Origin of the sequence: Jatrophihabitans sp. (genome assembly GCF_035474675.1) — a bacterium.
Taxonomy (GTDB): domain Bacteria; phylum Actinomycetota; class Actinomycetes; order Mycobacteriales; family Jatrophihabitantaceae; genus Jatrophihabitans_A.
Genome location: NZ_DATINC010000067.1, coordinates 1 through 21,566, shown reverse-complemented (window position 1 = coordinate 21,566; position 21,566 = coordinate 1). Strand labels below are relative to the sequence as shown.

Genomic DNA, 21,566 nt, shown 5'->3' with positions numbered 1-21,566 from the left:
CGTCGAGTTCGACGTGGTCGACGAGTCCAACCTGCAGCGCCAGATCATCCACGGCCAGTCCGACATCGGCCGGCCCAAGGCATCCTCGGCGCGCGACAGCGTGCGCGAGATCAACCCGTTCGTCGACGTGGTGGTGCACGACACCCGGCTGGACAACGACAACGCGCTGGAGATCTTCGCCTCCTACGACCTGATCGTCGACGGCACCGACAACTTCGCCACCCGGTACCTGGTCAACGATGCCTGCGTGCTGCTGGACAAGCCCTACGTCTGGGGCTCGATCTACCGCTTCGACGGCCAGGCCTCGGTGTTCTGGAACCGCTACGGGCCCAACTACCGCGACCTATACCCGGACCCGCCGCCGCCGGGCATGGTGCCCTCGTGCGCTGAGGGCGGCGTGCTGGGCGTGCTGTGCGCCTCGATCGGCTCGATCATGGCCACCGAGGCGATCAAGCTGATCACCGGCATCGGCGAGCCGCTGGTCGGCCGGCTGATGATCTACGACGCCCTGGAGATGACCTACAGCACCGTCCGGGTTCGCAAGGACCCGCAGGCGGCGCCGATCACCGAGCTGGTGGACTACGAGGCCTTCTGCGGCGTGGTGTCGGAGGAGGCGCAGCAGGCCGCGGCCGGCTCCACCATCACCGCCGCCGAGCTCAAGGACCTGCTCGACTCCGGCAAGCCGATCGAGCTGATCGACGTCCGGGAGCCCGCCGAGTGGGAGATCGTGTCCATCCCGGGCGCCCGGCTGGTGCCCAAGGACCAGATCCTGCGTGGCGACGCGCTGGCCTCGCTGCCCCAGGACCGGCAGATCGTGATGTATTGCAAAACCGGGGTACGGTCGGCCGAGACGCTGGCCGCGGTCAAGTCCGCCGGGTTCTCCGACGCGGTGCACGTCCAGGGTGGGGTGACCGCTTGGGTGAACCAGGTGGATCCGTCGCTGCCGTCGTACTGAGCGACGCCCTGACCGTGGCGAACCGGGCCGGCCTGCTCCGGCAGGCGCTGGACGAGCGGCTGCCGCTGCCGGAACGGGTGCTGGCCTGCGTCGAGCTGATCCCGCCCGGCCGGGTGATGTCCTACAAGGACGTCGCGGAATTCATCAGCGTGCGCGGCGCCCGGCATGTCGGGCGGGTGCTGGCCGCCGACGGCGGCACCGTGAACTGGCACCGGGTGCTGCGCTCGGACGGCACCTGTGCCGAGCACCTGCGGGCCGAGCAGCTGGCCCGGCTGGCCGCCGAAGGGGTGCCGATCCGGGGCGAGCGGGTGGACCTGGCCGCCGCCCGCTGGGATGGCCGCTGACCCTGCAGCGCACGCCCTGGAACACCGCTGGCCGCGGTGCGAACGCGACAGCATAAACCCTTGTACTGACAGGAATATCGGCTCCGGCCGGGAAGCCTGTGGATGTGCGCGACACGGCCGGTCGCCTCCCCGAAACTGTCGCCACCGCGTGGTGACATTGCGACGTGCCGGTCAGTGTCGCCTCCGAACCCGAGTTCCGGCTGGTGCGTCCGCACCTGCCGGCGCTGGTCGCACCCGTGCCCGACGCCGACCAGCGGCGGGTGCTCGAGCACGACCTGGGCGTGTTGCGGGTACTGGCCGGCCCCGGTACCGGCAAGACCACCACCCTGGTCGAGGCGGTCGTCGAGCGGGTCACCCGGCGCAGGGTGCCGATCGAGACCATCCTGCTGCTGACCTTCTCCCGGCAGGCGGCCGGCCAGCTGCGCAACCGGGTCACCGCCCGGTTGCAGCGCACCCTGTCCGAACCGGTGGCCCGTACCTTCCACTCCTACGCCTTCGGGATCGTGCGCCGGGCCGCGGTGCTGGCCGGCGACCCGCCGCCGCGGTTGCTGTCCGGCTCCGAGCAGGACGTCACGCTGCGCGAGCTGCTGGCCGGCCGGCTGGCCGACCGGGTCGACGACTGGCCCGCGGGGCTGTCGGCCGCGCTGCGCACCCAGGCCTTCGCCGAGGAGCTGCGCGATCTGCTGATGCGGGCCGTCGAGCGCGACGTCAGCCCGCAGCTGCTGGCCGCGCTGGGTGCCAAGCACCACCGGCCTGACTGGGTGGTCGCCGCCGACGTGCTGCGCGAGTACCTGGAGGTCACCGCGCTGAAGGCGCCCGGTGCCTTCGACGCCGCCGAGCTGATCCAGCGCGCCAACGCCGAGCTGCGGGCCAATCCCGAACTGCTGGCCGCCGAGCGCAGCCGGCGCCGGCGGATCTTCGTCGACGAGTACCAGGACACCGACCCGGCCCAGATCGAGCTGCTGAAGCTGATCGCCGCCGGCGCCGACGAGCTGGTGCTGATCGGCGACCCGGACCAGGCGATCTACTCCTTCCGGGGTGCCGAGCAGACCGCGATGGCCGACATCGACCTGCACTTCGGCTGGCTGCCGGGCACTCCGCGGCCCGATCCCGAGCCGGTCGGCCAGCTGCAGCTGAGCACCCCGGTCGAGACCGTGACGCTGACCCAGTGTCGGCGCAGCGGCCCGGTGCTGCTCGCCGCGACCCGCCAGATCGCGGCCCGGCTGTCCGGCCCGGCCCAGCACCGGGCGCTGACGGCGGCCACCGACCTGAGCCCGGGCACCGTGGAGGTCGCGGTGTTCTCCTCGGCCAGCCAGGAGGCTGCGCACGTCGCCTCGGTGCTGCGCCGCGCGCACGTCGAGGACGGGGTGCCGTGGTCTCAGATGGCGGTGCTGGTCCGGGCGCTGGGCCCGGCCGCCGACAGCCTGCGGCGCGGCCTGGTGGCAGCCGGCGTCCCGGTCGGCCAGCCGGTCCGCGGGCCGCTGATCTCCGAGCCGGTGGTGGCCCAGCTGCTGGAGCTGCTGCGCTGCGTGGCCGATCCCGCGGCCGTGCAGCCGGAGGCCGCCGAGGCGCTGCTCCTCGGGCCGGTGGGCCGGGCCGATCCGTTGCAGCTGCTGCGGATGCGCCGGCACCTGCGGCGTGCCCCGGCGGGTCCGCTGACCCTGGCCGACCTGGTCACCGAGCCAGGTGCGCTGGCGCTGGTGCCCGAGGCGGTCCGCCCGCCGGTCGAGCGGCTACGCGCGGTCATCGACGCCGGTGCCGACGCCGGCGCCGCGCCCGGCTGCTCCGCCGAGGACGTGCTGTGGGCACTCTGGCAGGCCAGCGGGCTGGCGCCGCGGCTCAATGCCCGCAGCCTCGCCGGCGGCCCGGACGGGGCCCGCGCCGACCGGGCCCTGGACGCGGTGCTGGCGCTGTTCACCGAGGCCGCGAAGCTGGCCGACCGCAGCCCCGGCAGCGGCGTCGCCCAGCTGCATGACTGGGTCAGCCAGCTGCAGATCACCGACACCACGCCGGAGCGTCCGGGGGCGACCGACGAGGTCTCGATCCTCACCGCGCATGCCAGCAAGGGGCTGGAATGGCAGATGGTGTGCGTGGCCGGCGTCTGTGACGGCGTCTGGCCCAACCTGCGCCAGCGCGGCTCGCTGCTCGGCTCGGATCTGCTGGTCGACCTGCTCGCCTCCCGGGCGCCGGTGTCCAGCGGCCTGCTTCCCGAGCGGCTGACCGAGGAACGCCGGCTGTTCTACGTCGCGGTCACCCGGGCCAGTCGGGCGCTGCTGGTGACCGCGATCGACAGCGACGAGGCGCAGCCGTCCCGGTTCCTGGAGGAGCTGGACCCGCTGCCCGACACCGTCGAGGCCCGGCCGGTAGCCACCGCGACCCGCCGATTCCAGCTGGCCGGCCTGGTCGCCGAGCTGCGCGCCGTGCTGGTCGACCCCGCCGCCGCCGAGGACGAGCTGGCTGCCGCCGCCGAGCAGCTGGCCAAGCTGGCCGCGGCCGGGGTGCCCGGCGCGCATCCGGGCCAGTGGTGGGGCCGGGTGCCGCTGTCCACCGACGCCCCGATCCGGCCGCGCTCGCTCGGCCCGGTGCCGATCCGGCCGTCGAAGTTCGCCGCCTACACCGACTGCCAGCTGCGGGCGCTGCTGATGGACCTGGGCGCCACCGATGCCACCGACGAGGTGGCCGCGTCCCTGGGCACCCTGGTGCACTGGGTGGCCGAGCAGGCCGAGCCCGGCGCGAGCGTGGCGGAGCTCTCGACGCTGCTGGAGCAGGGCTGGTCCCGGCTGGAGTTCGCCGCCCCCTGGCACGCGGTCACAGAGCGGGCCCGGGCCCAGCGGATGCTGCTCGCGCTGGCGTCCTGGCTGGCCAGCAGCCGCAGCCAGTTGACCCTGGTGGCCCGCGAGCAGCCGTTCCGGGTGCAGGTCGGCGACGCGGTGCTGGCCGGCAAGGTGGACCGGCTGGAGTCCGACGCCGACGGCCGGCTGGTGGTGATCGACCTCAAGACCAGCAAGAGCAAGCCCACCCGGCAGGAGGTGGCCGACCACCCGCAGCTGGCGCTCTACCAGCTGGCGGTGGCCGAGGGCGGGTTCACCGACGGCCAGCCGGCCGAACCGGGCGGTGCCCGGCTGGTCCAGGTGGGGGCCGCCCGGCCGGGGGAGCAGGCCCAGGCGCCGCTGGCCGAGTTCGACGAGCCCGGCTGGGTGGCCGCCGAGGTGCAGCGGATCGCCGCGGTGCTGCGCGGCAACAGCGTGACCGCACAGCCGGGCAAGGGATGCAGCCGGTGCCTGGTGCGCAGCTGCTGCCCGGCCCAGGACGACGGACGGCAGGTGACCCAGTGACCATCCACGCCCTGCCCCAGCGGACCCGAACCCCTCGGCCGGGCCAGGCCAGGCCGGTCCGGACCGCTCGGGTCCGGCCCGGCCAGACCCGCTACTCGCCGGCCGACATCGCGCGGTTGCTGGGCACGTTCCCGCCCACCGAAGAGCAGGCCGCGGTGATCGCGGCCCCGCTGGAGCCGTCGGTGGTGATCGCCGGGGCAGGCTCGGGCAAGACCGAGACGATGGCCGCCCGGGTGGTCTGGCTGGTCGCGAACGAGCTGGTCGCGCCGGACCGGATCCTGGGCCTGACCTTCACCCGCAAGGCGGCCGGTGAGCTGCAGCACCGGATCCGGGCCCGGCTGAAGGCGCTGCACCGGGCGCTGGGCCGCAGCACCGAGGTCGCCGAGCCGACGGTGCTCACCTACGCCGCGTACTCCGGCCAGCTGGTCGCCGAACACGGCATCGTGCTCGGCTGCGAGCCGGGCTCCCGGCTGCTCACCGAGGCCGCCCGCTGGCAGGTCGCCGATGCGGTGGTCCGGCGCTACGACGGCAGCTTCTCCGTCGAACCGGGTGTGGTCGCCACCGTCACCGAGCGGGTGCTCGACCTCGCCGGCCAGCTCGCCGACCACCTCGCCGGACCGGAGCAGGTCCGCGAGCTGGCCGTCCGGCTGCGCGACCAGCTCGCCACGCTGCCGGCCAAGCCCGGCGCGCGCAGCCGCAACCTGCCGGTGAACGTCGAGAAGCTGCTGGAGAGCATGACCAAGCGGCTCGACCTGCTGCCGCTGGTGGAGCTGTTCGACGAGCGCAAGCGGGCCGAGGGCCTGCTGGACTTCGCCGACCAGATGGTGCTGGCCAGCCGGCTGGCCGCGATCGGACCGGTCGCGACTGTGGAGCGGTCCCGCTACGACGTGGTGCTGCTGGACGAGTACCAGGACTCGGGGCACGCTCAGATCGAGCTGCTGGCCGCGCTCTTCGGCGACGGCCGGGCGGTCACCGCGGTGGGTGATCCGCTGCAGTCGATCTACAGCTGGCGCGGCGCCAGCGCGGGCAGCATCACCCGGTTCGCCGAGCGGTTCCGGACCGGCGCGGGCCAGCCGGCCGCGGTCTACCCGCTGATGACCAGCTGGCGCAACGACTGCCGGATCCTCTCGGTGGCCAACCGGGTCGCCGACGAGCTGCGCGGCCCGGCCGGGCTGCCGCTGGCCGCACGTCCGGACGCGCCGGCCGGCCGGGTGGTGGCCCGTTACGGTGAGTCCGTCGCCGACGAGGCGGCGTGGCTGGCCCGGCAGCTGCGCGCCGAGTGGGACGGCCGGCCGGACTGGACGGCCGGCCGGCGGACGCTGGCGGTGCTGGTGCGCAAGCGGTCGGGCATCGCGCTGATCGCCCAGGCGCTGCGCGAGGCCGGGCTGCCGGTCGAGGTGGTCGACATCGGCGGCCTGCTCACGCTGCCCGAGATCGCCGACGTCCGGGCGGTGCTACAGGTGCTGGCCGACCACAACGCCGGAGGCTCGCTGGCCCGGTTGCTGACCGGCGCGCGCTGGCGGATCGGACCGGCCGACCTGGTGGCGCTGCACCAGCGGGCCAAGGTGCTGGCCCGCCAGACCGGCCTGGCGCTGCGCGAACCGGAGCAGGACGGCGCCGACCGGACCGGACCAGACCGCGACCGGTCCGACGGCGCCGACCGGACCGAGGACGACGAGCGGATCGAGCCGTCCCTGATCGAGGCGCTGGACGACCTGGGCGAACCGGACGGGTACTCCCGGCAGGGCTACCGCCGGCTGGCCGACTGTGCTGCGATGCTGCGCCGGCTGCGCCGCCGGCTCGACCTGCCGCTGCCCGACCTGGTGGCCGAGATCGAGCACGCGCTCGGCCTGGACGTCGAGGTCGCCGCCCGGCCCGGTGCCGAGCAGGCCGGCCGGGCCAACCTGGACCGGTTCATCGACGAGGCGGCCCGGTTCGCCAACGACCGCGCCGGAGCCGGGGTGTCGGCCTTCCTCGGCTACCTGCGGGCCGCCGAGCAGGAGGAGTACGGCCTGAAGCCCGCGACCCTGGAGGTGCTGCCGGACCGGGTGCAGGTGCTGACCGTGCACGGCGCCAAGGGCCTGGAATGGGACGTGGTCGCGGTGGCCGGCCTGGTCACCGACGGCTTCCCCGATGCCGCCAAGAACCACGACTGGGCCACCGCCCCGGCGCTGCTGCCCTCGCCGCTGCGTGGCGACGCCGCTGACCTGCCGGTGCTGGAGCTGGCCGGCTGCCAGCACTACGGCGACGCCGAGGACCGGATCACCGAGCACCGGGACCGGATGAAGCAGCGGCACCTGATCGAGGAACGCCGGCTGGCCTACGTCGCCTTCACCCGGGCCCGCAAGGCGCTCTACGCCAGCGGGGCCGCCTGGGGTGCCGGCAGCACGCCCCGGCCGGCGTCGGTGTTCCTGGAGGAGCTGCGCGAGTCCGCCGACGTCGAGACCGACGGCTGGTGGGAGGTGGCCGAGGGCGAGGAGAACCCGGCGTCCGGGCAGGCCCAGGGCCAGAGCTGGCCGGCCGACCCGCTGGCCGCCCGGCGCTCGCTGGTCGAGCGGGGCGCCGCGCGGGTGCTGGCCGCGCTCGCCGAGCCCAGTGAGCCGAGCCAGCTGGCAGCCTCCCAGCGCAGCCCGCTGGCCAAGCTCTGGGAGCGGGACGTGGACCTGCTGCTGGCCGAGCGGGCGGCCGCCGCCGAGCGCGGCGTGATCGAGGTGCCGATCCCGCAGCAGCTGTCGGTCTCGGACGTGGTGACGCTGTCGGCCGACCCCACCGAGCTCGCCCGCCGGCTGCGCCGGCCGTTGCCCAGCAAGCCGGCCAAGCAGGCCCGGCGCGGCACCGCCTTCCACACCTGGCTGGAGCAGCGCTGGTCGGCCGAGTCGCTGCTCGACATCTCCGACCTGCCGGGCGCGGTAGACGAGCTGGCCGACGCCGAGGAGCTGGCAGCCCTCAAGGCCGCCTTCGAGCGCAGCAGCTGGGCCGAGCGCACCCCGGTCGCGGTCGAGGTCGGCTTCGAGATGTCCTTCGGCGCCCGGGTGGTGCGGGGCCGGATGGATGCGGTGTTCGCCGACCCCGACGGCGGGTACACCGTGGTGGACTGGAAGACCGGCCGGCCGCCGACCGGTGCCGACGCCCGGGCGAAGGCGGTGCAGCTGGCGATCTACCGGCTGGCCTGGGCGGCCGTGCGCGGGATTCCCGACAGCGAGCTGCACACGGTCGGCGCGGCGTTCTACTACGTGGGCGCCGGGGTGACGGTGGCACCGGCCGACCTGCTCGACGCCGACCAGCTGCGTGAACTGATCAACGCCCAGCAGCCCTGACCGAGGGCGGCCGGGACCACAGGGCGGCGGTCCGCACGAGCGTGGTCTGCACTACTGCCTGCACTGGTGTCTGCAGTTGGCCCGCGGGGTCCGCACTTGGGCTGCCATCGGCCGCCGACGCGGGATAACCTGCCGACGTGACCAACGACGTCCGTACCTTCGTGGCAGACCATTCCGCCGAGTTGCTGACCGATCTCGACGCCTGGCTGCGAATTCCCGGCATCAGCGCCCAGCCCGAGTACCACCCCGAGGTGGCCCGCAGCGCCGAGTGGTTCGCCGAGGCCTGCCGGCGCACCGGCTTCCCGGTGGTGGAGATCTGGCCGACGGCCGGCCTGCCGGCGGTGTATGCCGAGTGGCCCAGCGACGACCCGGACGCGCCGACCGTGCTGGTCTACGGCCACCACGACGTGCAACCGGTCGACCCGCTGGAGCTGTGGCACACCAAGCCGTTCGAGCCCACCGTCGACGGGCCGGTGCTGCGCGCCCGCGGCGCCTCCGACGACAAGGGCCAGTTGCTGTTCCACCTGCTGGGGGTGCGTGCCCACCTGGCGGCCACCGGTGCCGCGAACCCCGCGGTCACCCTGAAGTTCCTGATCGAGGGCGAGGAGGAGTCTGGCTCGCCGAACTTCGAGGCGTTGCTGGCCGAGCGCCGGGACCGGCTGGACTGCGACGTCATGGTCATCACCGACACCGGCATGCTCGCCGAGGACACCCCGAGCGCGGTGACCGGGATGCGCGGCATGGTGCCGGCCATGGTGAGCTTCCACGGGCCGGACCTGGACCTGCACTCCGGGGTGTTCGGGGGAGCGGTGCCCAACCCGGCCGAGGCCCTCACCCGGCTGGTCGCCGCCCTGCACGACGCCGACGGCCGCGTCCAGGTGCCCGGCTTCTACGACGACGTCCTCGACCTGACCGACACCGAGCGCGAGCTGCTGGCCCGGGTGCCGTTCGACGAGGCGGCGTTCCTGGCCAACGCCAAGTCCCGGGCGTTGACCGGCGAGGCCGGCTACACCACCCTGGAGCGGCTCGGTGCCCGCCCGACCGCCGAGGTCAACGGCCTCGGCGGCGGCTACCAGGGCACCGGGTCGAAGACCATCGTGCCCAGCGACGCCTTCGTCAAGCTCTCCTTCCGGCTGGTGGCCAACCAGCGGCCGGCCGCCATCCGGGCCGGGGTGGAGGCGTTCGTCGCCGAGCACACCCCGCCGGGTATCCAGAGCACGGTGCACTGGGAGGGCGAGGGGGTGGAGGCCTGCCTGGTGCCGATCGACACCCCGGCCTACCAGGCGCTGTCCCGGGCCATCTGCACCGCCTTCGACGCCGAGCTGATCCTGCCCACCCGGGAGGGCGGGTCCGGGCCGGAAGCCGGCCTGCAGAAGGCGCTGCAGGCACCGATGGTGTTCCTCGGGGTGGGCCTGCCGGACGACCAGATCCACGCCCCGAACGAGAAGGTGACGCTGTCGATGCTCTACAAGGGCGCCGAGGCGGCCGCGCACCTGTGGCGGGAGTTCGCCGAGCTGGGCCGGGCGGGCTTCAAGAACTGACCGAGCTGACCGAACCGACCGGACGAAACCCCGGCGGACTGGGCCGGGTGGGCCGGTAGGGGTTAGGTTCGTAGCGAGATGATCGAGTTTCCGCCGCCACCGCCGCCGTCCCCGCCCGCCGGCAACCGCCGGCTCGTCCCGATGGCCGTCGCGGCGGTGCTGGTGCTGGTCGTGGTGGTCGCACTGGTCAACGGCTACCGCAACCGCAGCACCCGGCAGGCGGCCGACCGGATCGGCCCGCTCAGTCCCGCCCCGTCCCAGACCGTCCCGGTGCCCAGCGTCCCGGCCCCGCGGGGCGGCTTCGGCCTGGTGCCGCTGGTGGCCTGCCCGCAGATCCGCGACGAGGAGTCCCGGCTGACCTACCGCTGCATCGACGACGCGCTGCGCCAGGACGCCCCGGACGTCAACCTCGGCCTGCGCATCTCGCTCACCCAGGAGGTGGAGCCCGGCTGGGTGGTCAGCGAGGGCTCGGGCAACCCGCGCAGCCTGGCCAGCCCGCCGACCACCGACACGGTGGGCTACCTGGAGGACAGCCGTGCCAACCCGCGGCCGCTCGGCCCGTCCGTGCCGTCGCCGGCCCAGGTGCAGACCGAGGTGCGCCGGCGCACCGACCTGGCCCTGGAGCGCGGGTACGGCGACAACCCGTCCAGCGAGGTGCTGGCCGCGCATACCCGGTCCTTCGGCGGCGTGCAGGGGTATGAGCTGCTCACCGAGATCACCATCAACCCGGCCTACCGCGCGCGCCGGCACCTGGCCGCCCGGGTCGAGCGGTTGTGGACCGTGGGCGTGCCCACCACGGCCGGCATCAGCATCTTCATGCTCTCCATCCCGGACAACCGCAAGGATCTGTGGCCCAAGGCCGAGGCCACCATCGCCACCGTGCAGGTTCTCTGACCCGACGGTGTGGCTAGGGTGGCGGGGTGCCCACCGCGTCGCGTTTGCCCACCCTGCCGTCCCTGTCGTTCGAGTTGCTGCACCACACCCTGTCCAACGGCCTGCGGGTCGTGCTGGCCCCGGACCGCCGGGCGCCGGTGGTGGCGGTCGCGGTGAACTACGACGTGGGGTTCCGCTCCGAGCCGCAGGGCCGGACCGGTTTCGCCCACCTGTTCGAGCACCTGATGTTCCAGGGTTCGGCGAACCTGGAGAAGCTGGAGCACTTCCACTACGTGCAGTCCTCCGGCGGCACCTTCAACGGCAGCACCCACCTGGACTACACCAACTACTACGACCTGCTGCCCTCGCACGCGCTGGAGCGCGGCCTGTTCCTGGAAGCCGACCGGATGCGCTCGCCGCGGATCACGAAGGAGAACCTGGCCAACCAGATCGACGTGGTCAAGGAGGAGATCCGGGTCAACGTGCTCAACCGGCCGTACGGGGGCTTCCCGTGGCTGCAGCTGCCCGAGCTGATGTATGACACCTTTCCCAACGCGCACAACGGCTACGGCGGCTTCGAGGACCTGTCCAGCGCCACCGTGGCCGACGCCAGCTCCTTCTTCGACAGCTACTACGCCCCGGCCAACGCGGTGCTCAGCGTGGCCGGCGACTTCGACCCGGACCGGGCGCTGGAGATGATCGAGCGCCACTTCGGGCCGATCGAGCGCCGTACCAGGCCGCGGCGGCCGGACTTCAGCGAACCGCCGCTGACCGCCGAGCGGCGCGCGCAAGTGGCCGACGAGCTGGCCCCGATACCGGCGATCGCGATCGGCTACCGGGTGGCGGACCCCGTCGCCGACTTCCCGGCCTACCTGGCCAGCGTGCTGCTGGCCGAGATCCTGTCCAACGGCGACGCCTCCCGGCTGCACCGTGCCCTGGTCCAGGACAAGGGCCTGGTCACCGACGTCAGCGCCTACCTGGGAACCTTCGGCGACCCGCTGGAGGAGCGCGATCCGACCCGGCTGACCATCACCGCCCACTACGCCGACCGGGCCGCGACCGACACGGTGCTCGCCGCGGTGGACGCCGAGCTGGACCGAGTGGCCACCGAGGGCACCGAACCCGGCGAGCTGCGCCGGGCCGGGGTGCAGCTGGCCGCCACCCTCTCCCACGAGCTGGACAACGTGCTCAACCGCGGCCTGGAGTTCGCGAAGTTCCAGCTGATCTTCGACGACGCGGAGCTGATCCTGCGGCTGCCCGAGCTGCTCGGCGCGATCACCGACGACGACATCCGCACCGCCGCCCGGGCGCTGGCCCCGACCAGCCGGGCCGTGGTCGAACTGGTTCCGGGAGCTGCCAAGTGACCGCACTGCTGGAGGTCCCGGGGCTCGCGGAGCCCGCCAGGCCGAAGAAGCTGAGCTACTCCGAGCGGGTGCTGGAGTCCGGCCTGCGGGTGGTGGCGGTCCGCCGGCCGACCGTGCCGCTGGTCGAGGTGCGGCTGCGAGTCCCGTTCTTCTCCGCCAGGGCCCGGCACCGGGCCCGCTCGGCGCTGCTGGCCGGCACCATCCGCACCGGCACCGCCGAGCACGACCGGCTGGGGCTGGCCGAGGCGCTCGGCGACCTGGGCGCGGAGCTGTCGGTGGGTGCCGACCCCGACCGGCTGCTGCTGTCGGCCTCGGCGATCGCCTCCGGGCTGCCGGCGCTGCTCGGCCTCTACGCCGAGATCCTGACCTCGGCGAGCTACCCGAACGCCGAGGTCGGCGGGGAGCGCGGCCGGTTGCTGGAGCGGATCACCATGTCCCGCTCGCAGGCCGGGGTGATGGCCGGCGAGGCGCTGGCCCAGCGGATGGCGCCCGGCCACCCGTACGGCCGGACGCTGCCGGACGAGCAGGAGGTGGCCGCCACCACCGCCGCGCAGCTGCGCACCCTGCACGCCGGGATGGTGCGCCCGGACGGCGCCCTGCTGGTGATCGTCGGCGACATCTCCCCGGCCCGGGCGCTGGCCGCCGCCGAGTCCGCGCTGGCCGGCTGGACCGGCGCGGCGCCGGCCGGCAAGGTGGCGCCGCCGCCACCGGTCGCCGGCGGACCGCTGCGGATCGTGGACCGGCCGGGCTCGGTCCAGACCGCCTTCCGGTTCGGCGGCCCCGGGCTGCCCCGGCAGGACGAGCGTTACCCGGCGCTGCAGCTGGCGAACCTGGTCTTCGGCGGGTTCATCTCCTCCCGCTGGGTGGAGAACATCCGGGAACGGCGCGGTTTCTCCTACTCACCGCGCAGCGCCCTGGACCACGAGGCGCTGCGCAGCTCGTTCCTGATCAGCGCCGACGTGGCCACCGAGGTGAGTGCGCCGGCGCTGCTGGAGACCCTGTACGAGCTGGGCCGGATGGCCTCCGGACCGGTCACCGAGGCCGAGCTGGAGACGGTCCGGCAGTACGCGATCGGTACCCTGGCGATCTCGACGGCCACCCAGTCGGGACTGGCCAGCACCGTGGCCAACCTGCTCGGCGCGGGCGTGGAGCTGGAGTGGCTGTCCAGCCACCCGGCCCGGCTGGCCCGGGTCACGGTCGCCGACGTGGCCGAGGTGGCCGCGGAGTTCCTGGCCCCCCGCCGGCTGGTCGGGGTCGCGGTCGGCGACGCCGGCGCGATCACCGCGCCGCTGGCCGGCATCGTGGAGGTCGAGTAGCCGTTGGCCGCTGACCAGGTAGCTGCCCGGGCCTCCGACCGGCCGGCGCACGACCCGTGGGCGGTGCCGGCGGTGCCGATCCTGGCGCGCTCGGCGCACGACCGGATGGCCGAGCGCCGCACCGACCCGGCCTGGTTCGCCGCCGCCTGGCAGGACCCGGCCAGCCGGGTGCTGCTGATCTCGCCGTCCGGCCGGGCGCCGGTCGGGCCGGGTGGCCGGGAACTGCGGTTCGTGGCGCCGGCCGAGGCCCGCATCGAGGGGGTGCGGGTGCTGCTCGGCGGCGCCGGCGGCACCCGGTACTTGGCGTTGCTGGCGGCCGGGGAGGTGGCCCTGCCGGCTGCCGGGTCCGACTGGCGCGGCCTGCGGGAGCTGGCCACCGAGCTGACCGACCTCGACGTCGGGCTGCTGACCACCGCGGTGGCGTTGCAGGCCTGGCACCAGACCCACTCGCACTGCCCGCGCTGCGGCACGGTGACCGAGGTGAGCAAGGCCGGCTGGACCAGGACCTGCCCGGCCGACGGGTCGGAGCACTTTCCGCGCACCGACCCGGCGGTGATCATGCTGGTGCACGACGGTGCCGGCCGGTGCGTGCTGGCCCGCGGCCCGCAGTGGCCGGCCGGCCGGATGTCGGTGCTGGCCGGCTTCGTCGAGGCCGGCGAGTCGGCGGAGGCGGCGGTCGCCCGCGAGGTCCGCGAGGAGGTCGGCATCGAGGTGTGCGAGGTGACCTACGTGGCCAGCCAGCCGCACCCGTTCCCGGCTTCGCTGATGCTGGGCTACACCGCCCGGGTGGCCGGCGACCCGCGGCTGGTGATCGACGCCGAGGAGATCGTCGAGGCCGGCTGGTACACCCGCGAGCAGGTCCGCCGCACCGCCGACTGGGGCAGCGAGGCCGAGCCGGCCGGCGCCGACGTCGTGCCGCCGGCGTTGCGCGGGCTGCCCGGGGCCATGTCGATCGCCCGGCAGCTGATCAACGCCTGGCTGGTCGCCACCGACTAGAGCGGCCTGGGCTCAGCGCACCGAGAGCGCGGGATGGGCCGGGTCGTCGTAGCGGACCACCACGTCGGCAAGTCCCACCGGGTCGGCGTCGATGTCGTAGCGGTCGAAGGCCGGCAGCGTCCAGCGCAGCTGCTCGGGCACCTGCCGCTTGCGGGCCGCCCGGCTGACCGCGAGGTGGATCGCCAGGTCGAAGTCGAGGCCAGCGCCCAGCAGCAGCTCCCCGCACACCAGCAGCACGCCGGACGGCGGCAGCGGGACCGGCTCGGCGCGGGCGGACCGGTTGGTGGCCGGGTCGCGCAGCGCCGGCAGGTACCGGGCGCCCTCGGGCGCGGCCAGCGGGCGGAGCACCTCGCGCTGCAGGGCGGCGGAGTCGAGCCAGACGGCGTAGAAGGACTCGACGTCGGTCCTGCCGTGCTCGAAGCGCAGCGAGGCGTCCCGGTAGAAGTCGCGGGCCTGCACCACGGCGGCCGGGTGGCCGGCCGCGGGCAGCCCGGCACTCAGCGCTGCCAGCAGCGGTGTGCTGTCCACCCAGCCCGGTGCGTCCAGCGCGACCCGCAGCGGACGGGTGCCGGGGTGGCGCTGGTCGACCAGGTCGACCAGCTGCCGGGCCAGCAGCTGCGGGGTGACCGCGGTGTAGCGCCTCACCTCAGCCGCCTCTTCGGCCCCTCACACCAGGGTCGCGAGCTTCTCCTGCACCTGCGAGACCGACGGGTTGGTGAGCGCACTGCCGTCCGGGAACTCCAGGGTCGGGACGGTCTGGTTGCCGCCGTTGACCTGCATGACCCGCTCGGCGGCGGCCTCGTCCTGCTCGATGTTCACCTCGATGAAGGGGATGCCGGCCCGGTCCAGGCCGTGCTTGAGCCGGACGCAGTAGCCGCACCAGGTGGTGGTGTACATGGTCAGAGGGGCAGTCATCGAGGACCTTTCCGCGGGGGAGGAGTCGGTGTCGTACCAGATAGAGCGCCGGGCTGGCCGCCGATGTTCCCGGACGTCGCCTCAGTGCGGTGCCGGCGTCGTCCCGGTGCGGTGCCGGCGTTGTCCCCAGCCCGGCGCCCCGTCCTGCGAACTGTCAGTACCGGTTGGCAGGATGCAGGGGTGACCGCTACCAGCTCTCCCGCCTACTCTTCCGCCCCGGGCACCGGCCAGCCGGCGGGCTCGGCGGCCGAGCGAGTGCTGGCCGGCCTCGACCCCGAGCAGCGGGCCGCCGCCGAGGCCGTCCGAGGCCCGGTCTGCATCCTGGCCGGCGCGGGCACCGGCAAGACCCGCGCGATCACGCACCGGATCGCCTACGCGGTGGCGGCCGGCGCGGTGCCGGCCGACGCGGTGCTGGCGGTCACCTTCACCGCCCGGGCGGCCGGCGAGCTGCGTACCCGGCTGCGCAGCCTGGGCGCGGTCGGGGTGCAGGCCCGCACCTTCCACTCGGCGGCGCTGCGCCAGCTCAGCTTCTTCGCCCCGCAGGTGCTGGGCGGCCCGATGCCCGAGGTGGCCGGCAATCCGATCCGCTGGGTGTCCCAGGCCGCCAACCGGTTGCGGCTGCGCACCGACAAGGCGGAGCTGCGGGACCTGGCCGGCGAGATCGACTGGGCCAAGTCCTCGCTGATCGCCCCGCCGGACTACCCGGGCGCGGCGGCGAAGGCCAGCCGGGGCATCTCGGTGTCGGCGGAGCGGGTGGCCGAGGTCTATGCCGGCTATGAGGAGGCCAAGCGCCGCAACAACGAGATCGACTTCGCCGACCTGCTGCTGATCATGGCCGGCGCGCTGGAGGAGATTCCCGAGGTGGCCCGGTCGGTGCGCACCCGGTACCGCTACTTCGTCATCGACGAGTACCAGGACGTCTCGCCGATCCAGCAGCGGCTGCTCGACGCCTGGCTGGGCGGGCGCGACGACGTGTGCGTGGTGGGCGACCCGAACCAGACCATCTACTCCTTCGCCGGCGCCCGGCCGTCCTACCTGCTCGACTTCGCCGAGCGCTTCCCGGCGGCCACGGTGGTACGGCTGGAGCGGGACTACCGCTCCACCCCGCAGATCGTCGACCTCGCGAACCGGCTGATCAGCGCCGCGCCGGCGCAGTCCCGGACGCCGGCGACCCGGCTGCGGCTGGTCGGCCAGCGCCCGGACGGGCCGGCGCCCAGCTTCGCCGAGCACGACGACGAGGTCGCCGAGGCCCAGTCGGTGGCCGAGGCGGCCAAGCGGCTGATCGCCGGCGGCACGCCGGCGTCGGAGATCGCGGTGCTGTTCCGGATCAACGCCCAGTCCGAGGTGTATGAGCAGGCCCTGGCCGAGGCGGGCATCCCGTACGTGCTGCGCGGCGGGGAGAAGTTCTTCGACCGGGCCGAGGTGCGCCAGGCGCTGGTGTTGCTGCGCGGGGCGGCTCGGGCCGACGACGGCAGCGTCTCGCTGCCCGAGTCGGTGGCCGAGGTGCTCAGCTCGGTCGGCTGGAATGCCGAGCACCCGCCGCCCGGCGGGGCGGCCCGGGAACGCTGGGAGTCGCTGGCCGCGCTGGTGAACCTGGCCGAGCAGTTCGGCACCGAGTTCCCCGCCGCCCGGCTGGACGAGTTCAACGCCGACCTCGAGCAGCGGGCCGCCTCCCAGCACGCCCCGACGGTGCAGGGGGTCACGCTGGCGTCGCTGCACTCGGCCAAGGGCCTGGAGTGGGACGTGGTGTTCCTGGTCGGGCTGACCGACCAGACGCTGCCCATCCAGCACGCCAGCACCGACGAGCAACTTGCCGAGGAGCGGCGGCTGTTCTACGTGGGCATCACCCGGGCTCGCCAGCAGCTGATGCTGTCCTGGGCACTGGCCCGCAATCCCGGGCAGGCCAAACGGCGCCGGCCCAGCCGGTTCCTCGACGGGTTGCGGCCGGCGGGTGCGGGACGGTCCGGCGGGTCCGGCAAGCGGGTCCGGACCGCGGTGCCGGCCGAGGACGCGGCGACGTTCGGGCGGTTGCGGGCCTGGCGCAAGAAGCAGGCCGAGGCACAGTCGGTGCCGGCCTACGTGGTGTTCTCCGACGCCACCCTGGTGGCCATCGCCGACCGGGCGCCGGCGACCGCGGCGGAGCTGGCGCAGGTGCCCGGGGTCGGGCCGACCAAGCTGCAGCGCTACGCCGAGCCGGTGCTGGCCGTGCTGGGCGGTGCGGACCCGGATCCGGTCGAGGTGGACTGAACCCGGCGGTCGGGGTTCCGGTCGAAGTGGGCTGAGCCCGGCGGTCGGGGTTCCGGTCGAGGTGGGGCATAGCCACGGCGGCCGATCCGGGCGCGGCGGGCTGAGCCCATGGCGGCCGATCCGGGCGCGGCGGGCTGAGCTCGACGGCCGATTCCGGCGTCGCTAGAAAGTCGTCGGCGTGTTGGGCGGAAAATAGTTTGTGCTTATCTAAGCCGCTCCGATAACCTCGCTACACAACCCCCGGCCACAGCTGTCGCTGCACGCCGGTAGCGCAAGTCCGGACCACCGAGGAGGTGCCGAAGGTGAAGACGAATCTGCAGTTCCACGCAGCCGAGCGAGTCCCGGCTGCCTTCGGTGCTGTCCCGGCGGGACTGGCGGCTGTGTCGGCTATGCGCACGTCCGACATCACTGGCACCGAGATGACCCAGTTCTTCGGTCAGGCACATCGACCTCGAAAGATTCCGCTTTGACACCAGCAGAGCGAACCTTTCGAGGCCGCGGATTCCCTGACCGGGAACCGCGGCCTTTGTTATGTGCCGCTCCTACTACTTCCCGAACCTGCGAGACCACGGGGCAGACATGCACTCGCCCACTCCACAACTGAACAAGCAATCCACTGTCTACAACGAAGTAGGAGGTGACCCGACGTGTTTGCCACTGCCACTCTGACCCAGCCGCAGGCGCAACCGTGGGTTGTGGCCGATCAGCCGGTTGCCATCTCGATCTGTGAGCCGCTGGCTGCCACGGTCGACCCGGCCTTCGGTGCCGATGTCGACGACCTGCCCTGCCGGTCGTTCGATGCCGACCTCTGGTTCGCCGAGTCACCCACCGAGCTGGAGCGCGCGAAGGCGCTGTGCGCGCTGTGCCCGGTCCGCGCCGGGTGCCTGGCCGGTGCGCTCGACCGGCGCGAGCCCTGGGGCGTATGGGGCGGCGAGATCTTCGATCAGGGCATCGTGATCGCCCGCAAGCGTCCGCGCGGCCGTCCGCGCAAGAACGAGGTCGCGGCCTGAACGGCGCCGGCCTGCCCGCCCGGGTAGCCGAGCCGTCGGCCGTACCTCCGAACGGAATTCACCTTCCATCCACACCACACGTCCGAGGAGTCAACGATGTACACGATGTATGAAGCGCTCGCTCGCGAGCGAGCGCAGGAGCAGGCCATGCTGGCCGCGCAGTACCGGCTGTCCCAGCAGCTGGTCACGGCACGGCGCTGGCGACGGCTGGCGGTCTACTCCGCCCGCCGGGCCACCCGCTCGCAACGCCGGTTGACCGAGCAGCTCAGCGCCGACTACCAGTTGGTCGGCTAAGGCTGACCGGTCGGCCTGACCGGTCCGCCTGATCGGTCGGACCCCCGCCGGTCGGCCGGACCGATCCGGCAAACGAGAACCGGTCCACCGGTTCGTCGGCCGCCGGAGTGTCGCTGTCCTACGGGATGGCGAACTCCGGCGGCCGTCGGCGTGGTGCTGGCAATGCGGCCGGCGACACGCTGGAATGAGGATGTGACGCAACCTCCGGTGACCTGCCAGGTCTGCGGGCGTGGTCCGGACCCGGCCACTGAGGGCGACCCGCCGCTCGCCTGGGTGCTGGACACCGAGGCCGGCCGTCGCCGGTGGACCTGTCCGGGCTGCGCCCGTGAGAACGTCCGGGCTATCGAAGCCAAGCTCGACTCGCAATGGTGGTGACGAGCTGCTCGACAGGCCCCGTTTCTGCCGCCGCTACGAGGCGAATCCGGGTTGCCAGGTCTCGGCGATCTGGCGGTACGGTGCCCGGGCGCCGAGCTGGCACAGCACTCCGATCGACCCCAGGGTCACCCGGTGCAGCAGCAGGTACTCCGGTGGCAGGTTCAGCATCCGCCCGACCCGCGCGGCCTCGTTGCGCGGATCGCCGATGCGCTGGGCCTGCTCGCGCATCCACTCCCGGGTGAAGGTGAACTCCGGCTGGGCCAGCGGTTCCAGGATCGGGCGCAGGTAGTCCATCACCTTGTCGGCGTCGATGCTGACACCCCGCCGGATGAACCGTTCGGCCACCAGGGCGGCCATCACCGCGTCGGTGTCTCCGTCGAGCACCAGGCGGGTAATCCGGCCGAGCGGCTCCGGGGTGCCGTTCGGCAGCCTTGCCATGGCACCGAAGTCCAGCACGCCGAGCCGGCCGTCGTCGAGGAGCCGGAAGTTTCCGGGATGCGGGTCGGCGTGCAGCAACTGGCTGCGTTGCGGCGCCGAGAAGTGCAACAGCGCCAGCAACCGGCCGGCCCGGTCGCGTTGCTCCTGGCTGCCGGTCGCGATGATCTTCGACAGCGGGGTGCCGTCGAGCCACTCGCTGACCACCACCTTGGGTGCGCTGGCCACCACCCGCGGAGCGACGATGTCCGGATCACCTTCGTAGGCCGCGACGAACTGGCGCTGGGCGGAGGCCTCCAGGGTGTAGTCCAGCTCCTCGCTGACCCGGGCCTTGAGCTCGGCCAGCAGCGGCTTGACGTCCAGGCCGGGGGAGAGCATGCCGAAGACCTTGGCGAACCGGGACAGCTGGTTGAAGTCCGCCATCAGCGCCGGCCCGGCCCCCGGGTACTGGATCTTGACCGCGACCTCGCGGCCGTCGGACCACACGGCCCGGTGCACCTGGCCGATCGAGGCAGCCGCCGCGGGCAGGTCCTCGAAGGAACGGAATCGGGACCGCCAGGACGTGCCGAACTGCTCGTCGAGCACCCGGTGCATGGTCTCCGGCGCCATCGGCGGGGCGGCCTCCTGCAGCCGGGTGAGCGCTTCGCGGTAGGGGGCCGCGGACGCTTCCGGCAGCGCCGCCTCGAAGACCGACAGCGCCTGGCCGAACTTCATCGCGCCGCCCTTGAGCTGCCCCAGTACCGAGAACAGCTGCTCGGCGGTGCGCTGGGCCAGCTCTGCCTGGATGCCCTCCGGCGACTGGCCGGTCAGGCGCCGGCCCAGGCCGACCGTCGCCCGTCCGGCCACGCCCAGGGGAAGGCTCGCCAGTCGGGCCGTGCGGGCCACACCACGCTGCGGGATATCGGTCACGGTTCTATTCTGCCGTCTTCGTCCGGATGGAACGCCGCCGCCGTTGCGGCACCGCAGTCACAGCTGTAGTGCGCCGGCCAGCTCCGGCGTCGCAGCCGCCAGTCTGGCCACTGCCATTCCAGGCTCGCTGCCAGGGTGGCCGGCTGTTGCCGGTCCAGGTACGCCAGCGCCTGCCCGACCGCCACGCCGGCCGTAGCCAGGCACAGAGCCACGTCCGAGCCGATCCGCCGGCGTGGCCGGGAGGCCAGTTGCACCGCCAGCACCGGCCAGGCCGGATCGCGGTCGGTGCGGTGCAGGTCGGTGCAGTTCAGGCAACTGGTCTGCCCGGGCAGCACCAGCGGGCCGATCACGGCACGCCGGCCGTCCACGCTGGCCGGCAGGTGGGCGACCGCGTCCTGGTGGAGTGCCGAGCGCAGGGTGGGATCCGGCGGAGCCGGGTCGGTGAGCACCACCAGGTCGGTGCGGCGTTCCGGTGGGATGGGGCCGATCTCGATGTCCGGGCCGTACCGGCGCACCGCCTCCTCGCCGGCCACCGCGAACCTGCGGCCCTCGTCAGCAGGCGTCACGCCGCCGGGGCAGGCGTCGCTGGCCGACACCTCGCCGGCCTGCACCAGCTGCACCCAGCCCACTCCGGCGGCGGCCAGGGTGGCGGCGACGGTGGTCGCCAGCCGAGAGGTCCCGTGCACCGCCACCGTTGCGGCCCGGCGGGCCTGCAGGGTCGCCGCCGCGCCGTCGCCGAACTGGGCTGCCAGCGCTCCCAGCTCCGCCGCCAGCCGGGCCGGTGGTGACGGTTGCCCGGCGACCGGGGCGGTGCTGGTCAGGAAGCCGGCCTCGTCCAGCACGGCGGTGAGTTCGGCAAGCCCTGCCGTCTGGGCCGGCGGACGCATCGCCAGGCTGCCGGCAGGTCGCCACAGCAATGCCGACAGCTGCTCGGGCTCGACGTCGGCCAGCACGATCCGGCGATCGCCGAGCTCCAGTTGGACCGCCTGCCGCGACCGCCACAGCACGACCGCCGCGCGGTTCAGCCGCCGCCCGGTCGGCAGCTGCTGCTCGGCAGGGGCGACCGGGGGTGGGTCTTCGGTTCGGGAATCGGGGTGCTGAGCTGTCATGACCAGGACGGTGACACATCGCACCGACGTCCCCGCTCCGATATCCACAGGCGGCCAATAACCCTCAACTCCATGTCCACACTTGTGGAATGAACTGTGGATAACCTCTGGACGACGCGCCACCCGTCTCGTTGACAAGCTGTGGATAAGGCGTGTACCGCCGGAATTCCAGGGCTTCCGGCCCGACGGCCGGCCTGCTGACCCGACTTTATGCACAGCCTGCCGGTCGTG

At 73.5% G+C, this 21,566-nt stretch carries 17 protein-coding genes; 13 read left to right on the top strand and 4 right to left on the bottom strand.

The window, feature by feature from the left end:
- The 9 genes from VLJ82_RS08385 to nudC form a co-directional block, all read left to right on the top strand.
- Positions 1-955 (top strand): ThiF family adenylyltransferase (locus VLJ82_RS08385; RefSeq protein WP_408662882.1); only part of this gene is annotated, 955 nt, incomplete at its 5' end.
- A 14-nt stretch (positions 956-969) separates the two neighbouring features.
- The gene (locus tag VLJ82_RS08380) at positions 970-1,299 is read left to right on the top strand and encodes an MGMT family protein (protein ID WP_408662881.1); all 330 of its coding nucleotides are present in this window, start codon (positions 970-972) and stop codon (positions 1,297-1,299) included.
- A gap of 164 nt (positions 1,300-1,463) precedes the next feature.
- A complete protein-coding gene (locus tag VLJ82_RS08375; RefSeq protein WP_408662880.1) occupies positions 1,464-4,634 on the top strand; it encodes an ATP-dependent helicase in 3,171 nt (1,056 codons plus the stop codon).
- A 2-nt stretch (positions 4,635-4,636) separates the two neighbouring features.
- Complete coding sequence (locus tag VLJ82_RS08370) at positions 4,637-7,951, top strand: ATP-dependent helicase (protein ID WP_408662884.1); 3,315 nt, start codon at positions 4,637-4,639, stop codon at positions 7,949-7,951.
- 137 nt (positions 7,952-8,088) lie between these two features.
- Entirely contained in the window at positions 8,089-9,492 is a 1,404-nt protein-coding gene (locus tag VLJ82_RS08365) for a dipeptidase (protein ID WP_408662879.1), read from the top strand.
- A 78-nt stretch (positions 9,493-9,570) separates the two neighbouring features.
- Positions 9,571-10,386 carry a hypothetical protein gene (locus tag VLJ82_RS08360; RefSeq protein WP_408662878.1) on the top strand — a complete coding sequence of 272 codons (816 nt, stop codon included), beginning with the start codon at positions 9,571-9,573 and terminating at the stop codon, positions 10,384-10,386.
- Between the two features lie 26 nt (positions 10,387-10,412).
- On the top strand, positions 10,413-11,729 hold the full coding sequence (locus VLJ82_RS08355; RefSeq protein ID WP_408662877.1) for a M16 family metallopeptidase: 1,317 nt from the start codon (positions 10,413-10,415) through the stop codon (positions 11,727-11,729).
- Complete coding sequence (locus VLJ82_RS08350; protein WP_408662876.1) at positions 11,726-13,045, top strand: M16 family metallopeptidase; 1,320 nt, start codon at positions 11,726-11,728, stop codon at positions 13,043-13,045. The genes VLJ82_RS08355 and VLJ82_RS08350 overlap by 4 nt, the downstream gene beginning before the upstream one ends.
- A gap of 3 nt (positions 13,046-13,048) precedes the next feature.
- Positions 13,049-14,041 (top strand): NAD(+) diphosphatase, encoded by a 993-nt coding sequence (nudC, locus tag VLJ82_RS08345; protein ID WP_408662875.1) that lies wholly within the window; start codon positions 13,049-13,051, stop codon positions 14,039-14,041.
- A 12-nt stretch (positions 14,042-14,053) separates the two neighbouring features.
- Here nudC and VLJ82_RS08340 read toward each other — a convergent pair whose 3' ends face one another.
- Positions 14,054-14,686 carry a uridine kinase gene (locus VLJ82_RS08340; protein WP_408662874.1) on the bottom strand — a complete coding sequence of 211 codons (633 nt, stop codon included), beginning with the start codon at positions 14,684-14,686 and terminating at the stop codon, positions 14,054-14,056.
- A 21-nt stretch (positions 14,687-14,707) separates the two neighbouring features.
- Positions 14,708-14,956, bottom strand: coding sequence for a mycoredoxin (locus VLJ82_RS08335; protein WP_408662873.1), 249 nt, complete (start codon positions 14,954-14,956; stop codon positions 14,708-14,710).
- A 63-nt stretch (positions 14,957-15,019) separates the two neighbouring features.
- On the opposite strand from VLJ82_RS08335, the gene VLJ82_RS08330 reads away from it, so the two are divergent.
- The 4 genes from VLJ82_RS08330 to VLJ82_RS08315 all read left to right on the top strand — a co-directional run bounded on the left by VLJ82_RS08330 (position 15,020) and on the right by VLJ82_RS08315 (position 18,882).
- A complete protein-coding gene (locus tag VLJ82_RS08330) occupies positions 15,020-17,203 on the top strand; it encodes an ATP-dependent helicase (protein ID WP_408662872.1) in 2,184 nt (727 codons plus the stop codon).
- A gap of 722 nt (positions 17,204-17,925) precedes the next feature.
- Positions 17,926-18,213 carry a WhiB family transcriptional regulator gene (locus VLJ82_RS08325; RefSeq protein WP_408662883.1) on the top strand — a complete coding sequence of 96 codons (288 nt, stop codon included), beginning with the start codon at positions 17,926-17,928 and terminating at the stop codon, positions 18,211-18,213.
- 96 nt (positions 18,214-18,309) lie between these two features.
- Positions 18,310-18,507, top strand: coding sequence for a hypothetical protein (locus VLJ82_RS08320; RefSeq protein WP_408662871.1), 198 nt, complete (start codon positions 18,310-18,312; stop codon positions 18,505-18,507).
- Positions 18,508-18,699: 192 nt separating this feature from the next.
- Positions 18,700-18,882, top strand: coding sequence for a hypothetical protein (locus tag VLJ82_RS08315; RefSeq protein ID WP_408662870.1), 183 nt, complete (start codon positions 18,700-18,702; stop codon positions 18,880-18,882).
- 33 nt (positions 18,883-18,915) lie between these two features.
- On the opposite strand, the gene VLJ82_RS08310 is transcribed toward VLJ82_RS08315, so the two are convergent.
- Positions 18,916-20,226, bottom strand: a complete 1,311-nt coding sequence (locus VLJ82_RS08310; protein ID WP_408662869.1) for an ABC1 kinase family protein — start codon at positions 20,224-20,226, stop codon at positions 18,916-18,918.
- Positions 20,223-21,335 (bottom strand): thiamine biosynthesis protein ThiF, encoded by a 1,113-nt coding sequence (locus tag VLJ82_RS08305; RefSeq protein WP_408662868.1) that lies wholly within the window; start codon positions 21,333-21,335, stop codon positions 20,223-20,225. The genes VLJ82_RS08310 and VLJ82_RS08305 overlap by 4 nt, the downstream gene beginning before the upstream one ends.
- Between the last annotated feature and the right edge of the window lie 231 nt (positions 21,336-21,566).